General features: G+C 72.6%; 21 protein-coding genes. 14 read left to right on the top strand and 7 right to left on the bottom strand.

The window, feature by feature from the left end; genetic code table 11:
* The first annotated feature begins 323 nt into the window (after window positions 1-323).
* Window positions 324-1,535, top strand: a complete 1,212-nt coding sequence (locus J7F03_RS08380; protein ID WP_214948018.1) for a CaiB/BaiF CoA-transferase family protein — start codon at window positions 324-326, stop codon at window positions 1,533-1,535.
* A 63-nt stretch (window positions 1,536-1,598) separates the two neighbouring features.
* Here J7F03_RS08380 and J7F03_RS08375 read toward each other — a convergent pair whose 3' ends face one another.
* Window positions 1,599-1,868, bottom strand: coding sequence for a hypothetical protein (locus tag J7F03_RS08375; RefSeq protein WP_214948017.1), 270 nt, complete (start codon window positions 1,866-1,868; stop codon window positions 1,599-1,601).
* Window positions 1,869-2,177: 309 nt separating this feature from the next.
* Here J7F03_RS08375 and J7F03_RS08370 point away from each other — a divergent pair, with 309 nt between their 5' ends.
* Window positions 2,178-3,866, top strand: coding sequence for a serine/threonine-protein kinase (locus J7F03_RS08370; RefSeq protein ID WP_308379238.1), 1,689 nt, complete (start codon window positions 2,178-2,180; stop codon window positions 3,864-3,866).
* A gap of 71 nt (window positions 3,867-3,937) precedes the next feature.
* Here J7F03_RS08370 and J7F03_RS08365 read toward each other — a convergent pair whose 3' ends face one another.
* On the bottom strand, window positions 3,938-4,738 hold the full coding sequence (locus J7F03_RS08365) for an SGNH/GDSL hydrolase family protein (protein WP_214948322.1): 801 nt from the start codon (window positions 4,736-4,738) through the stop codon (window positions 3,938-3,940).
* Between the two features lie 207 nt (window positions 4,739-4,945).
* Between J7F03_RS08365 and J7F03_RS08360 the strand changes: the two genes are divergently transcribed.
* Window positions 4,946-6,046 carry a DUF5925 domain-containing protein gene (locus J7F03_RS08360; RefSeq protein ID WP_214948016.1) on the top strand — a complete coding sequence of 367 codons (1,101 nt, stop codon included), beginning with the start codon at window positions 4,946-4,948 and terminating at the stop codon, window positions 6,044-6,046.
* Window positions 6,047-6,236: 190 nt separating this feature from the next.
* Window positions 6,237-6,779, top strand: coding sequence for an FABP family protein (locus tag J7F03_RS08355; RefSeq protein ID WP_214948015.1), 543 nt, complete (start codon window positions 6,237-6,239; stop codon window positions 6,777-6,779).
* Between the two features lie 88 nt (window positions 6,780-6,867).
* Here the strand turns inward: J7F03_RS08355 and J7F03_RS08350 are convergent, their stop codons facing one another.
* On the bottom strand, window positions 6,868-7,260 hold the full coding sequence (locus J7F03_RS08350; RefSeq protein ID WP_308379236.1) for a GntR family transcriptional regulator: 393 nt from the start codon (window positions 7,258-7,260) through the stop codon (window positions 6,868-6,870).
* A gap of 162 nt (window positions 7,261-7,422) precedes the next feature.
* Here J7F03_RS08350 and J7F03_RS08345 point away from each other — a divergent pair, with 162 nt between their 5' ends.
* The 4 genes from J7F03_RS08345 to J7F03_RS08330 all read left to right on the top strand — a co-directional run bounded on the left by J7F03_RS08345 (window position 7,423) and on the right by J7F03_RS08330 (window position 10,891).
* Entirely contained in the window at window positions 7,423-8,376 is a 954-nt protein-coding gene (locus tag J7F03_RS08345) for a GNAT family N-acetyltransferase (RefSeq protein WP_214948014.1), read from the top strand.
* Window positions 8,373-8,891 carry a DUF402 domain-containing protein gene (locus J7F03_RS08340; protein WP_214948013.1) on the top strand — a complete coding sequence of 173 codons (519 nt, stop codon included), beginning with the start codon at window positions 8,373-8,375 and terminating at the stop codon, window positions 8,889-8,891. The genes J7F03_RS08345 and J7F03_RS08340 overlap by 4 nt, the downstream gene beginning before the upstream one ends.
* Before the next feature lie 211 nt (window positions 8,892-9,102).
* A complete protein-coding gene (locus J7F03_RS08335) occupies window positions 9,103-9,606 on the top strand; it encodes a hypothetical protein (protein WP_214948012.1) in 504 nt (167 codons plus the stop codon).
* A gap of 253 nt (window positions 9,607-9,859) precedes the next feature.
* Window positions 9,860-10,891, top strand: a complete 1,032-nt coding sequence (locus tag J7F03_RS08330) for a lytic polysaccharide monooxygenase (RefSeq protein WP_214948011.1) — start codon at window positions 9,860-9,862, stop codon at window positions 10,889-10,891.
* 73 nt (window positions 10,892-10,964) lie between these two features.
* On the opposite strand, the gene J7F03_RS08325 is transcribed toward J7F03_RS08330, so the two are convergent.
* On the bottom strand, window positions 10,965-11,825 hold the full coding sequence (locus J7F03_RS08325) for a triacylglycerol lipase (RefSeq protein WP_214948010.1): 861 nt from the start codon (window positions 11,823-11,825) through the stop codon (window positions 10,965-10,967).
* A gap of 258 nt (window positions 11,826-12,083) precedes the next feature.
* On the opposite strand from J7F03_RS08325, the gene J7F03_RS08320 reads away from it, so the two are divergent.
* Window positions 12,084-13,193, top strand: coding sequence for a DUF3533 domain-containing protein (locus J7F03_RS08320; RefSeq protein WP_214948009.1), 1,110 nt, complete (start codon window positions 12,084-12,086; stop codon window positions 13,191-13,193).
* Between the two features lie 209 nt (window positions 13,194-13,402).
* Window positions 13,403-14,134: an AAA family ATPase gene (locus J7F03_RS08315; protein ID WP_308379235.1), complete on the top strand. Its 732-nt coding sequence runs from the start codon at window positions 13,403-13,405 to the stop codon at window positions 14,132-14,134.
* A 13-nt stretch (window positions 14,135-14,147) separates the two neighbouring features.
* Here J7F03_RS08315 and J7F03_RS08310 read toward each other — a convergent pair whose 3' ends face one another.
* Window positions 14,148-15,800, bottom strand: a complete 1,653-nt coding sequence (locus J7F03_RS08310) for an amidohydrolase (RefSeq protein ID WP_214948008.1) — start codon at window positions 15,798-15,800, stop codon at window positions 14,148-14,150.
* A 110-nt stretch (window positions 15,801-15,910) separates the two neighbouring features.
* Entirely contained in the window at window positions 15,911-17,308 is a 1,398-nt protein-coding gene (locus J7F03_RS08305; RefSeq protein WP_214948007.1) for a cytosine permease, read from the bottom strand.
* A gap of 213 nt (window positions 17,309-17,521) precedes the next feature.
* Here J7F03_RS08305 and J7F03_RS08300 point away from each other — a divergent pair, with 213 nt between their 5' ends.
* Entirely contained in the window at window positions 17,522-18,079 is a 558-nt protein-coding gene (locus tag J7F03_RS08300; protein ID WP_214948319.1) for a TetR/AcrR family transcriptional regulator, read from the top strand.
* Between the two features lie 158 nt (window positions 18,080-18,237).
* Here J7F03_RS08300 and adhE read toward each other — a convergent pair whose 3' ends face one another.
* On the bottom strand, window positions 18,238-20,850 hold the full coding sequence (gene adhE, locus J7F03_RS08295; protein WP_308379233.1) for a bifunctional acetaldehyde-CoA/alcohol dehydrogenase: 2,613 nt from the start codon (window positions 20,848-20,850) through the stop codon (window positions 18,238-18,240).
* Between the two features lie 321 nt (window positions 20,851-21,171).
* On the opposite strand from adhE, the gene J7F03_RS08290 reads away from it, so the two are divergent.
* The 3 genes from J7F03_RS08290 to fxsB all read left to right on the top strand — a co-directional run bounded on the left by J7F03_RS08290 (window position 21,172) and on the right by fxsB (window position 24,824).
* The gene (locus tag J7F03_RS08290; protein ID WP_214948005.1) at window positions 21,172-22,074 is read left to right on the top strand and encodes an alpha/beta fold hydrolase; all 903 of its coding nucleotides are present in this window, start codon (window positions 21,172-21,174) and stop codon (window positions 22,072-22,074) included.
* Window positions 22,075-22,353: 279 nt separating this feature from the next.
* On the top strand, window positions 22,354-22,518 hold the full coding sequence (fxsA, locus tag J7F03_RS08285; RefSeq protein ID WP_214948004.1) for an FxSxx-COOH cyclophane-containing RiPP peptide: 165 nt from the start codon (window positions 22,354-22,356) through the stop codon (window positions 22,516-22,518).
* Between the two features lie 29 nt (window positions 22,519-22,547).
* Window positions 22,548-24,824 (top strand): radical SAM/SPASM protein FxsB, inactivated metallohydrolase extension form, encoded by a 2,277-nt coding sequence (fxsB, locus tag J7F03_RS08280; protein ID WP_214948003.1) that lies wholly within the window; start codon window positions 22,548-22,550, stop codon window positions 24,822-24,824.
* Window positions 24,825-24,848: the final 24 nt, after the last annotated feature.

Genomic DNA, 24,848 nt, shown 5'->3' with positions numbered 1-24,848 from the left:
CCACCGACTGCGGCCCCGGGCCGAGCCGGGTCACCCCGGGGGAGCTCGTGTTCGCGTCGTTCAGGACCACGCCGAAGGCGTCCGGCCCGCGGCGGGCGCCGGGCCTGCCCCCAGTGCGAGACCGGCGACCAGAGCTACCACCAGGACCGCCATCCGCCGGATCGGGGAGCGCGGATCGAGTGCGGTCGGGCGTCTCGTGGGCGACCTTTCGTGCGAGTCGATGAACGACGCGCCATACCATGCGCAGATAAACCATCGGAATTGGGGGATATCGACACCCCGTGTGATGACAGATCCCCCTCCGGGCCGGTAGGCAGAGCGTCATGGAACCCGACACGCACGCCATCGACCCGCTCCCGCTCGCCGGAATCACCGTCGTCGCCGTGGAGCAGGCCGTCTCGGCCCCCTTCGCCACCCGCCAGCTCGCCGACCTGGGCGCTCGGGTGATCAAGGTCGAGCGGCCCGACGGCGGGGACTTCGCGCGCGGCTACGACACCGCCGCGCACGGTCTCGCCTCGCATTTCGTGTGGGCCAACCGGGGCAAGGAGTCGATCGCGCTCGACCTGAAGGACCCGCGCGGCCGCGAGGTCCTGCACGGACTGCTCGAAGGCGCCGACGTGTTCGTGCAGAACCTCGCGCAGGGCGCGGCCGCCCGGCTCGGGCTCGACTCGGCTGCACTGTGCGCGCGTTACCCCCGGCTGGTCGCCGTGGACGTCTCCGGCTACGGGGCCGAGGGCCCGTACGCCCACAAGCGCGCCTACGACATGCTCGTGCAGTGCGAGGCCGGCCTCGTCTCGGTGACCGGGACGCCGGAGCGGCCCGTGAAGGCCGGGATCCCGGCGGCGGACATCGCCGCCGCCATGTACGCCTTCTCGGGGGTGCTCGCGGCCCTGCTGCGGCGCGGGATCACCGGGCGCGGGGGCAGGGTGGAGGTGTCGATGCTGGACGCGCTCGCCGAGTGGATGGGGCATCCGCTGCACCACACGATGCACGGTGGCGAGCAGCCGGTGCGGACCGGCCTGGCGCACGCCGTGATCGCGCCCTACGACGCCTACCCGACCTCGGACGGGGACCGGGTGCTGCTGTCGGTGCAGAACGACCGGGAGTGGCGCCGGCTCGCCGAACAACTGCTGGAGCGGCCGGAGTTGGCCGATGATCCGGGCTACGCGACGAACGCCGCGCGCACCGCGAACCGGGAGAAGACCGACGCGGTGGTGGCCGGCGCGCTGGGCCGGCTCGGCGCCGACGAGGCGATCGAGCGCCTGGAGGCGGCGGGCATCGCCTGCGCGCGGCTCAACTCGGTGGCGCAGCTGGCCGCGCACCCGCAGCTGGAAGCCCGGGACCGCTGGCGGGAGGTGGGCTCGCCTGCGGGCCCGCTGCGGGCCCTGCTGCCGCCGATCGGACTGCCGGGCGGCGCGGCACCGCACATGGGTGCGGTGCCCGCGCTCGGCCAGCACACCGAACTCCTGCTGCTCGCCCTGGGGATGACGGGCGAACAGATCACGGCGTTGCGCCGGGACGGTGTCGTTCGCTGACTGGGCAGGGTTGATCAGGCCGGGGACGAAACGGCGGCACTGCGGGGGTCGGAGAAGGGAACGTTACGAACGGCGGCTGCCGAAGAGCGTGCGACGCAGCCGCCGCAGCGGCGCGAAGAGCGAGACGCGCGCGCTCCGGCTCCGCAGGCGGTGCGTGTGGTCGCGCGAGGTGAGCTCGCGCATCAGCAGCGTCGCCTCGGCCGACTCGCGGTGCGGGACGGCGGGACCGCCGAGCACGGCAAGGTGGCGGTCGAGGCGCGAGCTGGCCGCGCTGCTGCCGCAGGTGATGGCAGGCACGCGAGGCGGCCTGCTGCGCATTGCTATCTGTTCCATGTCTCTCCCCACCCGTACGAGGGCACCCGGCCCACCGGGCAGGGTAACCCTATCGTCCCCACGTCGCGCTCGGGTATCCCGGTCGTGTGAATTGCCCCTGTACCGAGCGGGAGTTGACGATTACTCAGCGGAGTCGACCGTCACTCTCCGCACAAATCGACGGGCCCGGGGGCGAGATGGGAGCGATCCGGAAGTACTCGCCCGACTCCCGCCGCGACAGGAGCCGTACGGGGCACGCTGCGCTAACTTGGAGTGATCGTCCGGTGACCCGTGCGGGTCGCGCGGGAACAGAGGCTTGTGAGGCTTTGGGTGACTGAGTCTGCGTCGAACGAGGGCGGCGGCGGCGAGCGCGTCATCGCCGGACGGTACCGCCTGCTGGGCCCCCTCGGCCGGGGCGGCATGGGCATGGTGTGGCGGGCCCGGGACGAGGTCCTGGGCCGCGAGGTCGCCGTCAAGGAGGTACGGGCGCCGGCCGGGATGGACGCCGCCGAGGTGGACCGGATGTACCGGCGCCTGGAACGGGAGGCCTGGGCCGCGGCCCGCGTCTCGCACCGGGGCGTCGTCACCGTCTACGACGTGGCCACCGAGGACGGCCGGCCCTGGATCGTGATGGAGATCGTACGGGGGCTCTCGCTCGCGGAGGTCATGGAGGGCGACGGGCCGCTCACCCCGCAGCGGACCGCGCACATCGGCGAGCAGGTGCTGGCCGCGCTGCGCTCCGCCCACGAGGCGGGGGTGCTGCACCGGGACGTCAAGCCCGGCAACGTGCTGATCGCCAACGACGGGCGGGTGGTGCTCGGCGACTTCGGGATCGCGAGCCTGGAGGGCGCGAGCGCCATCACCATGACGGGCGAGGTGGTCGGCTCCCCCGAGTTCCTCGCGCCGGAGCGCGCGCTCGGCCGCGAGCCGGGTCCCGAGTCGGACCTCTGGTCGCTCGGAGTGACGCTGTACGCGGCCGTCGAGGGGGTCTCGCCGTTCCGCAAGGACACCCCGGTGGCCACGCTGCGGGCGGTGGTGGACGAGGGGTTCCCGCCGCCGCTGCGGGCCGGGCCGCTGGCGCCCGTACTGGAGGGGCTGCTGGTCAAGGCCCCCGAGGAGCGGCTGCCCGCGGCGGAGGCGACCCGCATGCTGCGCATCATCGGCGCGGGCGGCACCGTACGGGCCTCCGGCGGGCCGGTGTCGGGTCCGGCGGCGGGACCGGCGCTCGGGTCGGGGTCCGGCTCGCCGGGCTCCACCGCGCAGCACGGGTACGGCCGGCCGACCCCGCCGATGCCGATGCCGGCGCAGACGCCGGCTTCCTCGCCCGCGGCCCCGTACGGTTCGCCGCCGCCGGCCGGATCCCGGCAGAACCGGGCCGGGCTGGTGCTGACCGGCGGAATCGTGGTGCTGCTCGCGGTGCTGGCCGTGCTGGGCTGGCTGCTCCTGAAGGAGCGCGGGACCGGCGACGGCCCCGAGGACGGTCCGACGGTCACCCCGAGCGTGACGCAGAGCGATTCGCCTTCCCCGGCCCCGTCGCCCAGCGCCTCCCCTTCCCCCTCGCCGTCGCCCTCCCCCTCGGCCACGCCCCCGCCGATCATCACCGTGTCCGCCGTCCAGGCCGTCCGGGACACCTATCGAGGCACCTGCCCGCCGGCCGCCGCCGAGGCGCCCGCCTTCACCGCCACCGTCGCGGTGGACCGCACCCCGGCGGTGGTGGAGTACCGGTGGGTCACGCGCAGCGGGGTGACCTCCGGCCCCGGCTGGCAGAGCGTCACGTACCCGGCGGGTGGGCCGGGAAGCGTACGGCTGGACCACACGGAGCTGACCCACTACGCGGACGCGACCTTCGAGGACGCGGTGCGGCTCGAGGTCCGGGCGCCCGCGGAGGCGGCTTCGGCCTGGCTGGAGTTCTCGGTGACGTGCGGGGAGGAGACCCCGACGGGCGGAGCCTCCTCCCCCGGCACCTCCGGACCGACCGGTTCCCCGTCACCGAAGCCGGGTCCGACCGTCAGTCCGTGACGCCGTCGATCCACGGCGCCGTCAGTCCGTGAGGCCGTCGATCCGTGACGCCGTCGATCCGCGCCGTGCCGTCAGGCCGCGCCGGTGAAGACCGGCAGGTAGCCGCCGGACTGTCCGGCGGCGGTGGGGTGGTACGACTCGCCGATGTTCAGCCAGTTGAGGCTGTGCAGCCACTCGCTGCCGGAGCAGATCTCGTGGCCGGTGAAGGCGCTCGCGACCGAGGCGAAGGCGAAGCCGTGGTTGGCGGCGCGTTTGGCGATGGCGGCGTTGAGGTAGTCGGCCGCCCCGTTGATGGCGGTGCGCTCGCCCTCGGTCAGTCCGGCGACGCAGTTGCCGTTCAGCTTGTAGAAGCGGGGATAGCCGAGGACGACCACGCGGGCGCCCGGGGACCGGCTGTGGATGGCGTTGTAGACCGTGTCGAGCTGGCCCGGGAGGGTGGAGTCGACGTAGGCCTTGGCCTGGTTGACCCGGCTGACGCAGGTGGACTCGGACTGGAGCACACAGGTCGTCATGACGTCGGAGAAGCCCGCGTCGTTGCCCCCGATGGTGATGCTGACCAGGTCGGTGCCGGCGTTCAGCGGTGCGAGCTGGCCGCTCATCACATCGCCGGTACGGGCGCCCGAGCAGGCGACGAAGGAGAAGGTCTGCGGAGCGTGGGCGGCGGCCCAGAGGGCCGGGTAGGCACGGGTGGTGCGCTTGCAGTTCCCGCTGGCGCTGTCGTAGTTGCCGGCGCCGACTCCGGAGGAGTACGAGTCGCCGAGGGCGACGTAGCCGAAGTCGGCGGCTGCACCGGCCGGACCGGCGCCGAACAGGGCTGCTCCCGCGGCGAGTAACGCGGCGGAGGCCAAGGCGGCGAGACGAGGCATTCTCATGCTCATGTGTGCGGCTCCTTGTGGGGGGTTACTCCTGAGTCCGTGGTACAAGGAGCCGAGGCCCGCTGGAAGTGTTCATGCCAAGAATGTTCGGGGCAGACATGCGGTCGGAATCTTCACCCGCACGACGTTTGAAGAGGGAATCCCGCCACCCGATCCGGCGAAACACGGGTGCATGAGGGCACTTCGTGCCGGATCATGGGCGCCATGCCAGCCAACCCGCAAGACGCGCTGCCGATCCGGCTCAACGTCGACGACAGCGACTCCCCGTCGGATGTCGTCGACGCGCTGTTCCTCGGCCGTTTCGCGTCCGGCGAGCAGCCCTTCTCGCACAGCGTGTCGATCGACCGGGTGAAGGCGGGTGCGACCCTGCTGCCGCCCCGGGCCACCGTGTTGCGCTCGGCGCGCGACAGCGACCGCAGTGCGACGCTCGCCGAGGGCGAGGGGTGGACCATGCTGGTGTCCCGCTGGAGCCGGGGCGCGGACGTCACGGTGACGGCGGTCAGCGACGAACTCGCCGCCGGGGTGCTCGGCGAGGCCACGCAGGACGCGCAGGACGAGCCCGAACCGCAGCCGGAGAACGTCGCGATGGGGTTCTGGTACGTCTCCCCGCGCCGCGGCCCGTACCGGACGACCCGGCAGATCGCGGCCGGCACCTGGGCGGACGTCCGGCCCAACTACACGGCTCCGGTGGCCGGGGCGATGGACCGGCTGATGAAGCTCACCCCGGACGACATCGCGGGCCGGCTGCTCCTGCTGCACGGTCCGCCCGGCACCGGCAAGACCTCGGCGCTGCGCACGCTCGCCCGGTCCTGGCGCGACTGGTGCCAGGTGGACTGCGTCCTGGACCCGGAGCGGCTGTTCAACGACGTCGGCTACCTGATGGACATCGCGATCGGCGAGGACGAGGGCACGGCGAAGGGGCGCTGGCGGCTGCTCCTGCTGGAGGACTGCGACGAGCTGATCCGCGGCGAGGCCCGGCACACCGCCGGGCAGGCGCTGTCACGGCTGCTCAACCTCACGGACGGGCTGCTCGGCCAGGGGCGCAACGTACTCGTGGGCGTCACGACCAACGAGGACCTGGAGCGGCTCCACCCGGCCGTGGTCCGGCCCGGCCGCTGCCTGGCCCGGATCGAGGTCGGCCGGCTCACCCACCGCGAGGCGGTGGAGTGGCTCGGCACCGACGAGGGCGTCTCCCGCGAGGGGGCGACCCTGGCGGAGCTCTACGCCCTGCGCCGCGGCACGACCGGCCCCTCGGCCCTGCTGCCGCCGCAGGGGCACGACACCGAGGCGGGGCTCTACCTGTAGGACGCCGTACCCGTAGGCGCCGGAAGCAGGACGCTACGTGCCGCCGCTACGGGCAGGGCCCGACGTGCGGGGCGCGCGGGGGTCCGGCGCGCACGGCGACGACAATGGGGGCGCGGCCGAAGGCCCCCGTCGACCGCGCACACCCCTGGCGTGCACACCCCTGGGGGACCCACGAACAGGAGAACGCACCGTGCTCGAACCGGCGCAGGAGAACCCCTTCCCCGACAGCCACGTCCTCGGCGAGGGCCCCGAGCCGCATCCCCAACTCCAGCCGGTGCTGGGCCTCATCGGACGCTGGCACGGCCAGGGCAGCGGCGAGTACCCGACCCTGGAGCACGGCTTCCGCTACGAGCAGGAGATCACTTTCAGCCACGACGGCAGGCCCTTCCTGTGCTACGAGTCGCGCGCATGGCTGATCGACGAGTCCGGGGTGGCCCTGCGCCCCGCGGGGCGTGAGGCCGGGTGGTGGCGGATCCTTCCGGACGCCTCCATCGAGGTCACGCTCGCCCACCCGACGGGAATCGTCGAGACGTACGTCGGCCACGCGTCCGGTACGGAGATCGAGATGGCGACCGAGACCGTGGCGCTGACCCCCCGGGCCAAGCAGGTGACCGGCATGCGGCGCCGGTACGCCCTCCAGGACGGGGAGTTGACGATCGTGCAGGAAATGGCCGCGGTGGGACAGCCCATGCAGCACCACCTCCAGGCGCGACTGCGGCCGCGCAAGGGCTGACCCCGGCGGAGTGTCGGCCGGCGGCATGTCAGCCGGCGGAGTGCCGGTCGGGCGAGTGCCAGTCGGCCGGGTGTCAGTCGGCCGAGTGTCAGTCGGCGTACCGGGCGCGCAGCGCGTCCAGCGCCGCCGCGGTCGCCTCCTCGAAGGTCAGGCCCAGCCGCCGCGCCCGCTCCGCGTAAGCCTGCGCCGCGGCGGCCGCTTCCCGGAAGGACACGTCGCCGGCCGCCGCGACGAAGCTGCCGGCCCGGCCCCGTGTCTCGATCACGCCGTCCCCCTCCAGCGCCCGGTAGGCCTTGGCGACCGTGTTCGCCGCCAGGCCCAGCTCCTCCGCGAGGCCGCGCACGGTGGGCAGTTTGAAGCCGGCCGGCAGCCGTCCCGAACGCGCGCCCTCCGCGATCTGGGCGCGCAGCTGCTCGTACGGGGCGGCCGCGCCGGGAGCGGCGTCGATGCGGATCTTCAGGTGCGTGGAAGTCGATGTCACGCGGCCGATTGTCCCCCATCGGACCGGGGCGCCGACCCCGGGTCCGGCCCGGAAACGGCCCGGACGCGCCGGGACGCGGCCCGGACGCGACCCGCGGCCGGCCTGGACGGGGGCCCGAAATTCGCGGGCGCGCACACCTCGGCGCGTCGTACCGTCAAGGCCATGATCACAACGATCCGGGACCTGCGCCCGAACGACCCGCACGACGCCGAGTCCGTCGTGCGCGTGCGCCGCGCGGCGCTGCCCTTCATGATCGGCACCGCTCGCGGAGTGGCCTTCGAGCTCGCCTCCGCACACCCCGCCAAGCGCTACCGCATCCTCGTCGCCGAAGCCGGTGACGGGCAGGTGGTGGGCACCGCGCAGGTCGGCATCGCCTACGACAGCACCGAGCCCGGCCAGGGATTCGTCAACGCCTACGTCGACCCCGCGCGGCGCGGGCTCGGCGCCGGCAGCGCCCTGCTGCGCGCGGCCGAGGAGCACCTCACGGCCGAGGACGCGAAGGACTCGTACGCCTGGGTCCTGGACGAGCCGCCCCACCGCGCCTTCGCCGAGCGGCACGGCTACCGCGCCTCCCGCTCCGCGCACTTCCTGCGCCTCGACCTCGCCTCGGCCGCGCTGCCCGCGCTCCCCGCCGTCCTGCCGGCCGGCGTCGAGCTGCGCCCCGGCTCGGCCTTCGCCGCCGACCCGCGCCCGCTCTTCGAGGCCGACGCCGCGGCGAGCCTCGACGAACCGGGCGACGTGCCCACGGAGTTCGACGACTACGAGGACTGGCTGCGGCACACCTGGAACCACCCCTACCTCGACCTGGAACTGACCACCGTCGTGCTGGTGGACGGCGAGGTGGCCGCCTTCACCGCCGCCCACTGCGACGGAGCCACCCGCTACTCCTCCGCCATGACCGGGACCGTGCGCGACTTCCGCGGCCGGGGGCTGGCCACACTCGCCAAGACCGACTCGCTGCTCCGGGCCCGCGCGGCCGGCTACACGCAGGCCTTCACCGGGAACGACACCGGCAACGGCCCGATGCTGGCCGTCAACACCCGGTTCGGCTATGAGATCTGCGCGACCGAGACCCGTTTCACCAAGCGACTGGCCCAAGGAGAGAACCCGCGTTGACCGACCGACCGACCCCCACCCCCGACTCCGACTCCGCCTCCGCCCTCACCGTCACGCTCACCAAGGCGGGCCGCACCAAGATCAGCTACCCGGCGGAGCTGGTCGCCGACACCGGCACCCGGATCACCGTACGGGCGCCCTGGGCGGCGAAGAGCACACGGGACTTCGGGTTCGTGCGCTTCGAGCCGGGCGACGTGTTCACCGAGCACTTCTGGCGCGACCGCTGGTACGCGGTCAAGGAGGTGCGGACCGGCGAGGGCGTGCTCAAGGGCTGGTACTGCGACGTCACGCGCCCGGCGGTGGTCGGGGACGGCACGATCCTGATCGAGGACCTGGACCTCGACCTGTGGGTGTCGGCCGACGGCGCCTCCGTGCTGCGCCTCGACGAGGACGAGTTCGCCGAGAGCGGGCTCGCCGCCACCGACCCCGGGGCGGCCGCCGAGGCCGTACGGGCTCTGGACGCCCTGGAGGCGCAGGCCAGGTCGGCCGCCGGACTGGCCGCACTGCACGCCTGAGCCGGATCCGAGAGGTCGAACCGCCGCGCTCGCGCGGGCGCGGCGGCCGGTCCTGGGACCGCCACCGCGGACTGTCAAGCCCCGAAATCCGGGGAGGTGCGCCGCCCGGCAGGGGTCGGCTTACTGGGATCAGGCGCCGCAGGGCGCGGGAGAACGATTCCAAGCAGCTCGGGACGAACGAGCACGCACGCACGCACGACAGGAGTCAGCCGTGGCCATGGTCGGACTGTTCTGGATCACCGAGGACTCGGTGTACGTGGGTTCCCCTCCGAACGCGGAGGGGCACTGCGTCCGCCTGACCTCCGAAGGGATCGGGGCGCGGGGCCCGGACGGCGTCCGGGAGTGGCCGTGGTCGAGCCTGCGCTCCGCGGTCGTGGAGGCCGTGCCCGTGGAGGGCGCCGCAAGGGGCGCAGGCCGCTTCCTGGCGGCGGTGCTCGAAGCGGTGGTCACGCTGGGATCGAGCTACGGCGGCGAGGAACCGCCGCAGATGTTCTTGGTCCTCGAGACGCAGGACGGTGCGGAGGAGGTACGGGTACCTGCCGCGACCGGTGGTTACACCTCCCAGGAGATCGCCCTGTCCCAGCGCCTCCTGGCGCGCTGCCGGGAGGGGACGTCGGACCCCCGGATCCTCACGGCGTGGAGCCGGGACCACCTCGGCGGCTCACCGAAACCATCCGAGCGCGAAGCCCTGCTGCGGAAATGGACAACCGCGTGAGGGCCCGCCGGCTGCGAGGGCTCCGCGGCGCCGCTTCCTGAGGCCCTTCTTACCCCTGCCTTAAGTGGACCCTAAGGATCGGCTCCTGGGACCCCGAGCCGGTGGAACGGCGGCTGCGGGCGGTTAGTTTGGCTGGGCCAGGGAGGGCCCGAGGCGGCGCCGCGACCCGTAAGGGGCGGCGCCGCCCAGCCTCGGCCCACCGGCGCACCCACGACTCGCGCTGCCCCGTGCCGTGCACCAGAGGAGATCCGCCATGTCCGCACGACGTACCGCCGCCCGTATCACCGCCGCCGGTCTGGCCCCGCTCGCGGTGGCCGCGTACGCCGCCGCGCCGGCGGCCGCCCACGGTTCGATGACGGACCCGGTCAGCCGGGTGGCGGCGTGCTACGCGGAGGGCCCGGAGTCCCCGAAGTCGGCGGCCTGCAAGGCGGCGGTCGCGGCGAGCGGGACGCAGGCGTTCTACGACTGGAACGCGGTGAACATCGCCAACGCGGCGGGGAACCACCGGGCGTTGATCCCGAACGGCCAGCTGTGCTCCGCCGGCAACGACAAGTACCAGGGGCTGGACCTGGCGCGCGGCGACTGGCCGGCGAGCCCGATGACCTCGGGCGCGCACACCTTCCGCTACAAGGGGACCGCCCCGCACAAGGGCTCCTTCGAGCTGTACGTGACGAAGGACGGCTACGACGCGACGAAGCCGCTGAAGTGGTCCGACCTGGAGCCGGCGCCCTTCGCGAAGGTCTCCGACCCGGGCATGCAGAACGGCGACTACGTCTTCTCCGGCACCGTCCCGAACAAGACCGGCCGGCACCTGATCTACAGCATCTGGCAGCGCTCGGACAGCCCGGAGGCCTTCTACACCTGCTCGGACGTGGTCTTCGGCAAGGACAACGGCACAAGCGGTGCGGGCGCCGGCACCGCCACCGGCGGTACGGGCGCCAAGCCCAGTGCGAAGCCGAGTTCCGCTGCTTCGGCGCAGCCGGCGGAGCGCCCCGCCGAGCAGCCCGTGGTGCGGCCCTCGGCCCCCACCGAAGAACAGATCGCCGACGGCACCGCCAAGTCCACCGTGGAGCACAACGGGCACGGGGACAACGACGCGAAGACGAACGGCCGGGCCGCCGCGTCCCCGATCCCCTCGCAGAGCGGGACCGACCTCGCGGAGACCGGCTCCAGCAGCGCCACCCCGGCGATCGCGATCGGCGGGGCCGGCGTACTGGCCGTCGGCGCGGCCGTGCTGTTCGGGCTGGCCCGCCGCCGGGTGACGCCGGGCCGCCACGGCCGCTGACCAGCGGCCGGGCGGGAATCGGACGCAGGGCCCGGCCGGGCGGGGAACCGTCCGGCCGGGCCCGCCGGCGCCGTCAGGCGAAGACCGACGCGCAGGTGGTCCGTTCCGCGTGGGCCGGGTCGAGGGCGTTGACCGCCTCGTGCCAGGCGATCCGGTCGGTGAGCCCGATGGCCACGTGCTCCGACAGGTCCAGCACGCACAGGTCCTGGAGCAGCACGTTGCGGACGTCCGGTCCGTCGAGGAACTGGCTCCGGTAGGGGGTGACCACCTCGTCGTACCTGGTGGCGATCACCGTGTACTTGACACCGGGGACGGTGTCCCCGCCGGCGTTCAGCGTGTTCTGGAAGGTAGATCCGGCGATCTGGTCGGCGAGTCCCGGGGTGGCGGAGCTGATCAGGTCCTCGGCACCGGGGAAGTACGGGAGGAGCCGGGTCAGCCCGGAGAGGGTGGTCCCGTGGTTGTCGGGGGCGAGCCCGACCAGGGCGTTGACCTTGGCGGCGCCGCCGAGGAACTTCAGGTAGTAGCGCGGCATCATGCCGCCCTGGGAGTGGCCGACGATGTCGGTCTCGGCCGCCCCGGTGGAGGCGAGCACCTTGTCCACGAAGGCGTCGAGCTGGCCGGCCGACTTGTCGATGGGGCCGAGCCCGTTGAAGAACGGCACTCCGGGCAGCTGCCCGTAGTCGAGGGAGTAGACGCAGTAGCCCCGGTGGACGAGGTACGGGGCGAAGCCCAGCCAGTTGTCCACGGAGTTCCCGAAGGTTCCGTGGACGAGGACGACGGGCCGGGGGTGGGCGGCGGACGGTTTGCAGGACCAGTTGTTCCAGCCGCTGCTCGGCGCCGAGGCGGCCTGGGCTCCGCCGGTGGGGGCGACGAGAGCGGCGGTGGTCAGGGTGAGGACGGCCAGCGGGCGGAGCAGGCGTCTCCAGGGCAGCATCGTGTGATCTCCTTGCGGGTCAAGGGGAGTAACGAGGGGATGGCGCGGGAATTACGTGGGGGTTCATCCCGTGATCCGGATCACAAGGGGTGCTGCAGCCGCTAAATTACGGGCGAGTAGCAGGACAGGGAAGTTACGCGTCGGTAAAAGATGAGGCGGGTTCGGTGAAGACCCGTCCGGCGAGGGCCGGCGGGCAGGCGTCATCCATTCGGCCCACCCCTGCTGCGCGGCGCCGCCGGTACGCCGAGCGTGTGAGACATGAACCAGCCCACAACCGCGGACTCAGGGCAGTCCGGCGGGTTCCTCGCCGAGATCAAGGACGCCGTGACCACCCGGGCCGCCTTGCTGGTCCTGGGCGTGCTCGCACTCCAGCTCGCCTTCATCACCTCGTACGTCGGGGCCTTCCACCACCCGAAGCCCAGCGAGATCCCCTTCGCCGTGGCCGCGCCCGCCGAGCCGGTCGCCGAGCGCTCCGCGCAGCAGCTCTCGCAGCTGCCCGGCAAGCCGCTCGACGCGCGCGCGGTCAAGGACGAGGCGACCGCGCTCCGGCAGATCCACAACCGGGACGTGGACGGCGCGCTGGTCATCGACCCGGCCGGCAAGACGGACAGGCTGCTGGTCGCGAGCGGCGGCGGGGCCTCCCTGTCACAGGCCCTCGACGAGATCGTCGGCCTCGCGGAGAAGGCCCAGGGCCGGAGCGTCCTGGTGGTGGACGTGGCGCCGACGGACGCGGGCGACGCGCGCGGCCTGAGCTCCTTCTACCTGGTCGTCGGCTGGTGCGTGGGCGGCTACCTGTGCGCCGCGATCCTCGCGATCAGCGCCGGAGCCCGGCCCGCGAACATCCACCGCGCCGTCATCCGGCTCGGGGCGCTGTTCGTATACGCCGTGGCCGCCGGACTGCTCGGCACGGTGATCGCCGGTCCGGTCCTGGGCGCGCTCCCCGGCAGCATCATGGCCCTGTGGGGGCTCGGAACCCTCGTCGTCTTCGCGGTCGGTGCGATCACCCTGGCCTTCCAGGGCCTCGCGGGCGTCGTCGGCATCGGCCTCGCGATCCTGCTGGTGGTCGTCTTCGGCAATCCGAGCGCGGGCGGTGCCTACCCGTACCCGCTGCTGCCGCCGTTCTGGAAGGCCATCGGTCCGGCCCTGCCGCCGGGTGCGGGCACCTACGCCGCGCGCTCGATCGCGTACTTCAAGGGCAACGACGCGGCCGGGCCGATGCTGGTCCTGGCCGGATGGGCGGTCCTGGGCTCGGCGGTCACCATGGCCTGCGCGGTCTTCCGCCGGGGCAAGGCGGGAGCGGCGGTCGGCAGCGGGCTCCCCGAGAGCCCGGACGGTGACGTGCTGCCCGAGGAGGAAGGCGTTCGGTGAACCATCCCGTCCTCCACCAGCACGCAGGTGACCTCCCTCCCGAGGAGCACCCGGAGACATGACCGCCACATGATCGGGCCGACATGACCACGACCGCGTGATCACGACCCTGGCGGTCGAGAACGAACCCCGAGATCAAGCGCGAGTGCACCTGGGCCGGGCCGGTCCTGCGCCCCGCCGCGCTGCTCTCGGACCGCGCGGGCCCCGCCGTGCGGACGAGGACGGCCGACGGCGGCTGGCACCGTACGCAGGGGGCCCTGCGCCCGTACGACTCCATGCTCAGCGAGCTCGCGGACCCGCAGCTGGCCCCCGACCTCCTGCACCTGCGCGAGCTGATCCGCTCCTGGCGGTTCTACGACCACGTCCGTACCGACGCCGACGCGCCGGCCCGCAGCCCGCGCATCGGCACCCGTACGCCCGTGCTCGCCGCCGACGGCTCGGACCTGCCCGCCGTGCTCCAGACGATCCGGGAGATCGGCGACCACGCGGCGCTGGACGAGGCCGTCGAAGCGGCCTTCCCGGGCAGCCGCGTCGCGATCGCCGAGCGGGACGGCCGCTTCGAGCCGGAGCTCCACCAGCACGGGCTGCTGCGCCCGCTGGGTGCCGCGGAACTCTCCGACGGGACACTGCGCTACCTGCTGTGGGTGGCGGCCCTGCTGACTCCGCGACCGCCCGCCCTGATGGTGCTCAACGAGCCGGAGACCAGCCTCCACCCGGATCTGCTGGGCCCCCTCTCCGACCTGATCCTGACCGTGGGCCGGGACACCCAGACGGTGGTGGTCACGCATGCCACCCCGCTGGCCGACGCCCTGGCGGAGGGCACCCGCCGGCACCGGGTGGACCTGCGGACGATCACCCTGGTCAAGGACTTCGGCCAGAGCGAGGTCGCGGGCCGCGAGGGCCCGCTCGACGAGCCCCTCTGGTACTGGCCGCAGCGCTAGGCACAGCCCCGGCTCAGCCCGCCCGGTGGACCACTTCGCCCGCCACCACCACGGTTTCGGCGACCGTGCCCGGGATCCGCTCCGGGGCCACGGCGAGGATGTCCCGGGACAGGACCACGAAGTCCGCCGCCTTGCCCACCGTCAGGGAACCCCGGTCCGCGTCCAGGAAGTTGGCGTACGCCGAGCCCATCGTGTAGCCGTACACCGCCGTCGCCGCGTCCACGGTCTCCGCGGGCTGCCACGGCTCGCCGCCGCCGAGGGGGCGCCGGGTCAGCGCCGTGTAGATGCCGATCATCGGGTCCATCTCGGCGACGTTCCAGTCGCTGGAGAACGCCAGCACCGCCCCGGCCTCGGAGAGGCTCCGCATCGGCCACGCCTTGTGCCAGCGCTCCTCGCCCACGTTCTCCGCCCAGTCCTGGCCCGGGCCGGCGATCTCCGGCGCGCAGTGCCGGGGCTGCATGCAGGCCACCACCCCGAGCTGCGCGAAGCGCGGTACGTCCTCGGGGTCCAGGCATTCCACGTGCACGACCTGGTGGCGGGCGTCGCGCGGTCCGTTGACCGTCCGCGCGTGCTCGACGGCGTCGAGGACGGTGCGGATGCCCCGGTCGCCCGTGGCGTGCACGAAGCACTGGAAGCCGCGCGCGTCCAGCGCGGTGAGGAGCTCCGCGAACTCCTCCGCCGGGTAGAAGGTCTCGCCGCGGTGCGAGCCGCAGCCGGTGTACGGCTCCAGCAGCGCGGCCGTGCGCGGCTCCACCACGTCGTCGATGTACAGCTTGAGCGGGCCCACCCGCAGCCGGTCCCCCGGGTACATGCGGGCCGCCGCCTCGAAGAGGTCGAGGTCCTCGTCGGTGGTGCCGCGCGGGTGGAACAGGGCGGCCACGATCCGCGAGCGCAGCCGGCCCTCGGCGCGCGCCCGCTCGTACAGTTCCAGGTCGTCCAGGGAGTTCTGGGGTTCCACGACCGTGGTGATGCCGAAGCCGATCGCGTCGTCGAGGCTCTTGGCGAGACGGCCGTACTGCCGCTCCGGCGAGGCCCACGGCACGCCCAGGTCGCGCAGGGCGCGGTGGCCGTCGCGGGAGAGGCCCTTGATCGCGAAGTCCTTGACGAATCCGGTGGGTTCGCCGGTCTCCGGGTCGACGGCCGCCGTGCCGAAGGGCAGGTCGGTACGGTCCTTGGCGACTTTGAGCCGGCGCATCGCCGCCGTGTTCAGCCAGGCCGTGTGCACGTCGTACGAGAGCACGATCGCCGGGGTGTCCCCGGTGACCGGGTCCAGGTCCGCGGCGGTGGGCATGCGCCCGCCGGGGATCGCGGAGTAGTCGAAGGCCTCGGCCTCGATCCATTCGGCGTCGGGGTTGGCCTCGCGCCACTCGCCGATCCGGTCGAGGATCGCCTCCAGCGTCCGCACCCCGGCGAGCTGGACGCACGCGTCGTCGGAGCCGAGCCGGACGTGGTTGTGGGCGTCGATGAAGCCGGGCAGCACCAGCCGGCCGCCCGCGTCGATCCGCTCGGTACGGGGCCCCGCCCAGGCCTCGGCCTCCGCGTCCGGGCCGACCCAGACGATCCGCCCGTCGCACACGGCGAGGGCTTCGGCCTCGGGCAGGTCCGGGTCGACGGTGTGGACGCGGGCTCCGGTGAGCAGCAGGTCGGCGGGGGTGGGGTGTGACATGCGGTGGTGCTCCTGTGCAGAGGGGTACGGGCGAGCCGTGCGGGGTGGGAGGGCTCGGGCGGCCGGGAGCCCCGTGCGGGGGCCGACGGCCGGGAGCCGTGCGGGCGGCCTCAGGCGGCCGGGACGAACGCGGGCACCCGCCGGGCCAGCGCCCAGTACGTGAGCCCGGAGACGACCGAGCCGGCCAGGGTGAGGTCCGCGCCGCCGAGCGGGGCCACCAGCGGCCCGGTCCACAGCTCGGAATCGCAGGTCAGGGCGGCGAAGGCCATGCCGGCGAGCAGCGCGGCCATGCCGGCCGGGTGGTAGCCGGCGCGGTACCAGTAGGCGCCCGCGCTCCCGGCGTGCAGCGCGTCGGAGTCGTAGCGGCAGCGGCGCATCAGCATGTCGGCGAGGAACACGCCGCCCCAGGGGGCGAACACGATGATCAGGAGGGAGAGGAAGGAGAGCAGCGAGGTGGTGAAGTCGGTGAGGAAGAGTGCGGCGAGCGAGCCGGCGCCGGTCACGGCGGCGCTGATCACGATGGCCCGGGCCCGGCTCCACGGGATGCCGAGGACCTGGAGGTTCAGGCTGGAGGAGTAGAGGGTGATGATCGAGTTCGTGACGGATCCGCCCAGGACGAGGGCGAGGAACAGCGGCTTGAACCAGCCCGGCAGCAGGCTCTCGGCCCCGGCGACGGCATCGGTCATGTCGGTCTGGGTGGCGGCGGCGACGCCCGCGATCCCGAGGGCGACGGAGGAGACGAAGCCGCCCAGCGCGCCCGTCCAGGTGATCGACTTCAGCGAGGTGGTGCGGGGCAGGTAGCGGGTGTAGTCCGAGGGCATCGGCAGGTACGAGAACGGCCCCGCGAGCATCACGACGAAGGCCAGGCTCCAGCCGGACAGCCCCGGGACCACGGCGTCGGCCGGGGCGGTGGTCTCGGCGCCGGGCAGGACGAAGACCAGGAGTGCGCCGAAGCCGACGGCGAGCACGTAGGCCATCCAGCGCTCCGCGAACTGCACGGTGGCGTGGCCCCACATGGCGACGGCGAAGGTGAGCGCGAGGGTGACGCCCAGTGCGAGGGCTCGCATCGAAGCGCCTTCGCCCAGGCCGACTTCGGCGAAGAAGACCTCCAACGCCAGGGTGCCGACGACGGTGTTGACGATGGTGTAGCCGATGCTCACCACCCAGTTGAGGACGCCCGCCGGCCAGTTGCCGCGTACGCCGAAGGCCGCCCGGGAGATGACCAGGGTGGCGGTGCCGGTGCGGATGCCGCTGAGGCCGGCGGCGCTGACCGCGAAGAAGGACAGCCCGCTGATCACGACCACGGCGGTGGCCTGCCAGAAGGAGAGCCCGAAGGCGACGGCGAGGGCGCCGTTGATCACGTAGGTGAAGGTGAGGTTGGAGCCGAACCAGAGCCAGAAGAGGTCCTTGGCGCCGCCGTGCCGCTCGGCGTCGGGGATGGGGTCGATGCCGTGCGTCTCGACCCTGAAGACCTCGTCGACGTCGGCCGTCGTCTCCTGCTGCGTCATGCGTCTGCCCCTGACCTTCGACCCGGTGAACCGCGACGCCGAGATTGAATGGCGTTCTAAGTTCTTGAATGGCATTCAAGATGCGTCGCGAATCGAGGCCCGTCAAGACCCGGTCCGGGATAAGGTCGGCCCACGAAGATCGGGAAGGCGGTACGGGTGGCGGGAGCAGCGGGAGCGGCACGCCGGCGCGACGGGCGGATCGCCCAGGAGCGGATGCTGGAAGAAGCCATGACGGCGATCGCCGAGGACGGGCTGGCGACGCTCACCATGTCCGCGCTCGCCGAACGGCTCGGCACCAGCGGCGGCCACATCCTGTACTACTTCGGCAGCAAGGACCGGCTGCTGCTGGCGGCCCTGCGCTGGAGCGAGCGGCAGCTGACCGAGGAGCGGGCCGCGCTGCTGGCCCGCCGGGTCACCGCCCACCGCAAGCTCGCGCTCTTCCTGGACCTGTACCTGCCGCGCGGACCCCGCGACCCGCGCTGGACGCTCTGGATCGAGCTGTGGGCCCGTACCGCCTCGAACGAGCCGCTGCGCGCCGCCCAGCAGGAGATCGACGACGGCTGGCAGCGGGACCTGGAGGCGCTGCTCGCCAAGGGCGTGGAGCAGGGCCGCTTCGCCGCCGGCCTGGACGTCCCGGCCCGCGCCTCGGAGCTGCTCGCCCTGCTGGACGGGCTGAGCACCCGCGTGGTGCTGGGCCAGCGCGGCGCCGACCGGGCCGCGTCGATGGAGCGCGCCCGCTCGGCGGCGGCCCTGCTGGTCCCGCACACCTGAGCCGCCCACTTCCCGGACACACGAAGGGACCGCCCGGGCCTTGGCGCCCCGGGCGGGCCTTTCCTGTCCTTGGCGGACGGTGTCGGACGATCGCGGACGATCCCGGAAGATCGCGGACGGTCTCGGACGATCGCGGCGTCGCGGGCGGCCTCCGGGTGCTACTTCCTCTTCGCGGCCTTCTTTGCCGGGGCTCCCTCGGCGTTCCCGTAGTACGCCTGGAGCATCAGCTGCTTCAGGTCGTCGATCATCGGCATCCGCGGGTTGGCGGGCGCGCACTGGTCGGCGTAGGCGTTCATGGCCTGGGTCGGCAGGGCCTCGATGAAGGCGCGCTCGTCCACGCCCTCCTCGGCGAAGGAGGCGGTGATCCCGCACTTGGCGCGGAGGTCCTCGACGGCCGCGGCGTAGGACTCGACGCCCTCGGCCGGGGTGGCGGCCGGCAGGCCCAGCATCTTCGCGATCTCCTGGAAGCGCTCCGGCGCCCGGTAGACCTCGGCCTTCGGCCACGGGGTGGCCTTGTGCGTGACCGTGCCGTTGTGGCGGATCACATGCGGCAGGAGCAGCGCGTTGGTGCGGCCGTGGGCGACGTGGAAGGTGTTGCCGAGGGTGTGCGCCATGGCGTGCACCATGCCCAGGAAGGCGTTGGCGAAGGCCATGCCCGCCACCGTCGAGGCGTTGTGCATCTTCTCGCGGGCCTCGGGGTCGTTCGGGCCGTCGACCACGCAGCGCTGCAGGTTCTCGAAGATGAGCTTGACGGCCTGGAGGCACAGACCGTCGGTGTAGTCGTTCGCGTACGCGGAGACGTAGGCCTCGGTGGCGTGCGTCAGGGCGTCGAAGCCGGAGTCGGCGGTCACCTTGGGCGGGAGGCCCATCGGCAGCACGGGGTCGACGATGGCGACGTCCGGGGTCAGCGCGTAGTCGGCGAGCGGGTACTTCTGGGCCGCGGCCGGGTCGGAGATGACGGCGAAGGGGGTGACCTCGGAGCCGGTGCCCGAGGTGGTCGGGATGGCGACCATCTTGGCCTTCTCGCCGAGCGAGGGGAACTTGTAGGCGCGCTTGCGGACGTCGAAGAACTTCTCCTTGGTGTCCCCGAACTCCACCTCGGGGCGCTCGTACATCAGCCACATGATCTTCGCGGCGTCCATCGGGGAGCCGCCGCCGAGGCCGATGATCGTGTCGGGCTTGAAGTCCCGCATCATCGCGGCGCCGGCCTGGACCGTGGCGAGCTCCGGGTTGGGCTCGACGTTGTCGATGACCTGGATCGCCACGGCGCCCTCGCGGGCCTGCAGGATGTCGGTGACCTTCTGCACGAAGCCGATGGCGACCATCGTCTTGTCGGTGACGATCGAGACGCGGCTGATGCCGTCCATCTCCCCGAGGTAGCGGATGGAGTTGCGCTCGAAGTAGATCTTCGGCGGGACCTTGAACCACTGCATGTTGGTGTTGCGCCGTCCGATCCGCTTGACGTTGACCAGGTTGACCGCGGTGACGTTGTTCGACACCGAGTTGTGGCCGTACGAGCCGCAGCCGAGGGTGAGCGAGGGGAGGAAGGCGTTGTAGACGTCGCCGATGCCGCCGAAGGTGGAGGGCGAGTTGGCGATGACGCGGATCGCCTTGACCCTCTTGCCGAATTCCTCGACGAGCTCCTCGTCCTCGGCGTGGATGGCGGCGCTGTGGCCCAGGCCGTGGAACTCCACCATCGCGGCGGACAGTTCGAGGCCGTGCTCGGTGTCCGAGGCCTTCAGGGCGGCCAGTACCGGGGAGAGCTTCTCGCGGGTCAGCGGCTCGTTCTCGCCGACCTCGTGGCACTCCGCGAGGAGGATCGAGGCGTCGGCGGGGACGGTGAAGCCGGCCTGCTCGGCTATCCACTGCGGGGACTTGCCGACGACCGCCGGGTTCAGCTTGGCGCCGGAGGCGTCGGCCGCGTAGGCGGTGGTGCCGAAGACGAACTGCTCCAGCTTGGCCTTCTCGGCGGCGGAGACCACGTGGGCGCCGAGCCGCTCGAACTCGGCGAGGCCCTTCTCGTAGATCTCCGCGTCGAGGATGACGGCCTGCTCGGAGGTACAGATCATGCCGTTGTCGAAGGCCTTGGAGAGCACGATGTCGTGGATCGCGCGGCCGAGCTTGGCGCTCTTGTGGACGTACGCCGGGACATTGCCCGCGCCGACGCCCAGGGCCGGCTTGCCGCACGAGTAGGCGGCCTTGACCATGGCGTTCCCGCCGGTCGCGAGGATGGTGGAGACGCCCGGGTGGTTCATGAGGGCGCCGGTGGCCTCCATGGAGGGGGCGGTCACCCACTGGACGCAGTTCTCGGGCGCGCCGGCGGCGACGGCGGCGTCGCGGACGATGCGGGCGGCCTCGGCGGAGCAGTTCTGCGCGGAGGGGTGGAAGGCGAAGATGATCGGATTGCGGGTCTTCAGGGCGATCAGCGCCTTGAAGATGGTGGTGGACGTCGGGTTGGTGACCGGGGTCATCGCGCAGACCACACCGACCGGCTCGGCGATCTCCGTGATGCCGTTCAGCTCGTCGCGGCGGATGACGCCGGCGGTCTTGAGGCCGCGCATCGAGTTCACGACGTGCTCGCAGGCGAAGAGGTTCTTGACGGCCTTGTCCTCGAAGAGGCCGCGGCCGGTCTCCTCGACGGCCAGCCGGGCGAGCTCGCCGTGCCGACCCAGCGCCGCCAGCGAGGCCTTCTTGACGATGTGGTCGACCTGCTCCTGGCTGAACGACGAGAACCGGTCGAGCGCCGTGAGCGCCCCCCCGGACCAGTCCATCCACCATCTCGTTGGCCTGCATGGCGGGAACTCCTTCATTTCGACTCAACCCGAACCGCTTTCCTGACGACTCAATTCGACACCCGAAAGCGGAAGCCGCCGCGCCGAGAAAGCCCTTTTCCGGCAGGCCGAAGGACCGTTCACACCCGCTCACACCTTCCCGATCGCATATCTGACCTGCATAAACACTCCAGGACCTAAGACCTCTGCGCACTTGTGAAAACTTTCACAAGAATTTCGCGCGAAGTGCGCCCTACCGCACTCCTCCCCCAGCGAGCACAATCACCGTGACGAGTCGCGGCGACCATAAGGGGGGTGCGCGTGCGCAGTCAGGTGCGCGTCGCGGACGGACGGAGTCTGACGGTGGAGCGCTGGGGCGATCCGTACGGCAAACCCGTGTTCCTGCTCCATGGCATGCCCGGCAGCCGGCTGGGCCCGGCGCCCCGCGGGATGGTCCTCTACCAGCGCCGGATGCAGCTCATCGCCTACGACCGGCCCGGCTACGGCGGCTCCGACCGCCACCCGGGCCGCACCGTCGCCGACGTGGCCGGGGACGTGGCCGCCATCGCCGACGCCCTGGGCCTGGACACCTTCGCCGTGGCCGGCCGCTCCGGCGGCGGCCCCGGCGCGCTGGCCTGCGCGGCCCTGCTCCCCGACCGGGTCACCCGGACGGCGGCCCTGGTCCCCCTCGCCCCCCGGGACGCGGCCGACCTCGACTGGTTCGAGGGCATGGCCGAGTCGAACGTGCTGGAGTACTCGACGGCCGGCCGGGACCCCGAGGAGCTCGCGGCCCGCCTGATCCCGCGCGCCGCCGGCATCGCCGCGGACCCCGGACGGCTCCTGGACGAACTGCGCCGCGAGCTCACCGCCAGCGACCGCATGATCGTCGCGGACGCGGGCCTGCGGGGGATGCTGCTGCGCAACTACCGCGAGGGGGTCCGCACCTCCGCCTACGGCTGGATCGACGACATCATCGCCTTCTCGACCCCCTGGGGGTTCGACCCGGCCGACATCCGCTGCCCGGTGCTGATCTGGCACGGGGAGCTCGACGTGTTCTCGCCCGTGGGCCACTCCCGCTGGCTGGCCCGCCGGATCCCCGGCGCCACCACCACCATCGACCCGGCCGCCGCGCACTTCGCGGCGCTGCGCGCGCTGCCCGACGTACTGACGTGGCTGCTCAGGGACCTGCCCGTGCCGCCCGTCAGCGAACAGCAGCCGGCGTAGGAGGCGACCCGCACCCGGGTGCGGGCGCGCCGCCGAAAAAAGAAAAGGATCTTGACGTCAGGCAAACGGCCGAATACCGGAACGCGTCCCATTCGGTCAGACTTTCCAGAGGCGCTTGACCAGGCGTCACACACGGGTGGAAGCCGGCTCAGGTTATCGCTCACCCGCGGGCGTTTAGCACGCCGAAGGGCCCGCAGGCAGGTAAAGTCCGCGCCAGGCACCGACTTCTCGTCGATGTCAACCCTGCCCATTCCCCATGACCTCCCCGAGGACGGCGTCATGAACACCTCCGCAACCCCCCCGACCGGCTCCGTCAAGGTCCGTCGCGTCCCGCTCGACCGGATCGACGTCCGCGGTTCGCGCGCGGCCGCGACCCTGGGCCGCGTCCTTCCCACGGAATCCGGTCGGCAGGTGCAAGCGCCGATCTTCAACTCTGCACTCTGACACGGAAGTACGCGCTCTAGACTGGTGGAATGACCGGCCTGATCGCTTTTCGCGAGATCGTCCTGAAAGTTCACAGCAGATGCGATCTTGCTTGTGATCATTGCTATGTCTATGAACACGCAGATCAGAGCTGGCGAGCCCGGCCGAAAGTGATCTCCCCCGAGGTCATTTCCCACACCGCGTCGCGGCTCGCCGAACATGCGCGCGCACACGCACTCCCCTCCGTCACAGTGATCCTGCATGGAGGGGAACCGCTGCTGGCGGGGACCAGCCGACTCAGGCTGGTCTGCGAGGAATTCACCCGCGCGCTCGACGGCGTCGCCGCCCTCGACCTGCGCATTCACACCAACGGGCTCCAGCTCAGTACCCGTTATCTCGACCTCTTCGCCGAATACGGCGTCAAGGTCAGCGTTTCCCTCGACGGAGACCGCGCGGCCAACGACCGCCACCGCCGCTTCGCCGACGGACGCACCAGCCACCCCCTGGTCCTTGCCGCCGTGGACCTCCTGCGCACCGAGCCCTACCGCCACCTCTACCAGGGCCTGCTCTGCACCGTCGACATCGCCAACGACCCGGTCGCCGTGCTCGACGCCCTCGTGGAACTGGCCCCGCCGCGCGTGGACTTCCTCCTCCCCCACGCCACCTGGCAGACGCCCCCGGTCCGGCCCGACGACGCCCCCGACACCTACGCGCGCTGGCTGCTGCGGGTATTCGACCACTGGGAGCGCCGCGAGCGGCCGGTCCCCGTACGGCTCTTCGACTCGCTGTTCTCGACCCTGGGCGGCGGGCCCAGCCTCACCGAGTCCCTGGGACTCGCGCCCACCGACCTCGTCGTGGTGGAGACCGACGGGACCCTGGAGCAAGTCGACTCCCTGAAGAGCGCCTTCGAGGGCGCCGCGGCCACCGGGTTCAACGTCCGCGACCACGCCTTCGACCTGGTCACGGCCCACCCCGGCGTCCGCGCCCGGCAGCTGGGTCTCGCGGGTGTCAGCGATACGTGCCGCCGGTGCCCCGTCGTACGTTCGTGCGGCGGCGGGCTCTACACGCACCGCTACAAGGCCGACCCGGGCGATCCGGCCGGCGGCGGGAACTTCGACCACCCCTCGGTCTACTGCACCGACCTGCGCGAACTCGTCGACGGCGTGGCGGGCCGTACGAGCGTCCGCGCGAGCGCGCCCGAGCTGTCCGACCCGGCCGCGCTCGCCGCCTCCCAGGAGCAGCTGACCCGGGACCTGCTCGCCCTGTTGAACGACGGCCGGACGGGTGATCCCGACTGGGACCGATCGTGGGGGGTTCTGGGCTCGGTGGAGCGGTCCGGGGGCCCGGGCACGGACGCGCTGGACGCCGTACTGGCCCACCCCTTCACCCGGACCTGGGTGATGGCCTGCCTCGACGCCGGGCGCGAGGGCCGCGGCGACGGGCCGGAGGCGGCTCGCCGGCTGAGCGCCCTGGCCGCCGCCGCCGTCCTGCGCGGCGGGCTCGACCTGCCCGCCGAGGTCGCCTACCGGGACGGCGAGGTGTACCTGCCGACGCTCGGGCTGCTGCGCCTGGGCGAGCCGGGCACCGACGGACGGGCCGCGCTGTACGCCACCGAGGAGGGGTACGCCGTACGGGAGGGGGGCCGGCCCGAGCACCGCTTCGGGCCCGCCGCGGGGGACGCCCGCTGGCAGCCCGTACGGACCTGGTCGCCCGGGCAGGACGCGGCCCCGGTGGCCCTGGAGGACCTCGACCCCCACCGCAACTGCTTCGCCCGCCCGCCCCGGCTGCGGCTGGGCGCAGGGGAGGCCGAGGAGTGGCGGGAGCGCCTCGATGGAGCCTGGGCCCTGCTGCACGCCTCGGTGCCGGACTCCGCGCGTGAGGCCGCCGCCGGACTGACCACGCTGACCCCGCTCGCGGGCGGCCCCCGGGCCGGCGGCTGGGGCGAGGCCGGGCGGCACGGGCCCGGCGCACTCGGCGTGCCGTACGCGGCGGGGGTCGCGGAGACCGCGCTCGCACTGCTGACCGGCTGGCGGCGGGCCCGCCTGCAGGCGCTGACCGAGGTGGCCGACCTGTACGCGCTGGACGGGGAGTGGCAGCACCCCTCGCCGTGGCGGGAGCGTCCGGTGCCGGTGTCCCGGCTGCTGGCCGACGTACACGAGCGGGTGGCCGTGGAGGCGTACCGCCGGGCGACGGCGAGCGCCGAGCCCGACGGGACCGACCGGATCAACCGGGCGCTGGACCGGCTGTCGGGGGCGGCCGAGCTGACGAGCACCGGCATCCGGCTCGTGGAGCAACTGCGCTGGGAACTCAAGGCGGTCGACGCGTGAGCCCGCTCCCAGGGCCCGGCGCCC

Origin of the sequence: Streptomyces sp. ISL-43 (assembly GCF_018614195.1) — a bacterium.
Taxonomy (GTDB): domain Bacteria; phylum Actinomycetota; class Actinomycetes; order Streptomycetales; family Streptomycetaceae; genus Streptomyces.
The sequence above is the reverse complement of the archived record's forward strand: the minus strand, read 5'-3'. Positions and strand labels throughout refer to the sequence as shown.

Excerpts from the sequence above, each read along its gene's own strand:
- J7F03_RS08380 (WP_214948018.1), top strand. The coding sequence starts at position 324 with ATGGAACCCGACACGCACGCCATCGACCCGCTCCCGCTCGCCGGAATC.
- J7F03_RS08375 (WP_214948017.1), bottom strand. The coding sequence starts at position 1,868 with ATGGAACAGATAGCAATGCGCAGCAGGCCGCCTCGCGTGCCTGCCATC.
- J7F03_RS08365 (WP_214948322.1), bottom strand. The coding sequence starts at position 4,738 with ATGAGAATGCCTCGTCTCGCCGCCTTGGCCTCCGCCGCGTTACTCGCC.
- J7F03_RS08360 (WP_214948016.1), top strand. The coding sequence starts at position 4,946 with ATGCCAGCCAACCCGCAAGACGCGCTGCCGATCCGGCTCAACGTCGAC.
- J7F03_RS08345 (WP_214948014.1), top strand. The coding sequence starts at position 7,423 with ATGATCACAACGATCCGGGACCTGCGCCCGAACGACCCGCACGACGCC.
- J7F03_RS08330 (WP_214948011.1), top strand. The coding sequence starts at position 9,860 with ATGTCCGCACGACGTACCGCCGCCCGTATCACCGCCGCCGGTCTGGCC.
- J7F03_RS08325 (WP_214948010.1), bottom strand. The coding sequence starts at position 11,825 with ATGCTGCCCTGGAGACGCCTGCTCCGCCCGCTGGCCGTCCTCACCCTG.
- J7F03_RS08320 (WP_214948009.1), top strand. The coding sequence starts at position 12,084 with ATGAACCAGCCCACAACCGCGGACTCAGGGCAGTCCGGCGGGTTCCTC.
- J7F03_RS08310 (WP_214948008.1), bottom strand. The coding sequence starts at position 15,800 with ATGTCACACCCCACCCCCGCCGACCTGCTGCTCACCGGAGCCCGCGTC.
- J7F03_RS08305 (WP_214948007.1), bottom strand. The coding sequence starts at position 17,308 with ATGACGCAGCAGGAGACGACGGCCGACGTCGACGAGGTCTTCAGGGTC.
- J7F03_RS08300 (WP_214948319.1), top strand. The coding sequence starts at position 17,522 with ATGCTGGAAGAAGCCATGACGGCGATCGCCGAGGACGGGCTGGCGACG.
- adhE (WP_308379233.1), bottom strand. The coding sequence starts at position 20,850 with ATGGACTGGTCCGGGGGGGCGCTCACGGCGCTCGACCGGTTCTCGTCG.
- fxsA (WP_214948004.1), top strand. The coding sequence starts at position 22,354 with ATGAACACCTCCGCAACCCCCCCGACCGGCTCCGTCAAGGTCCGTCGC.
- fxsB (WP_214948003.1), top strand. The coding sequence starts at position 22,548 with ATGACCGGCCTGATCGCTTTTCGCGAGATCGTCCTGAAAGTTCACAGC.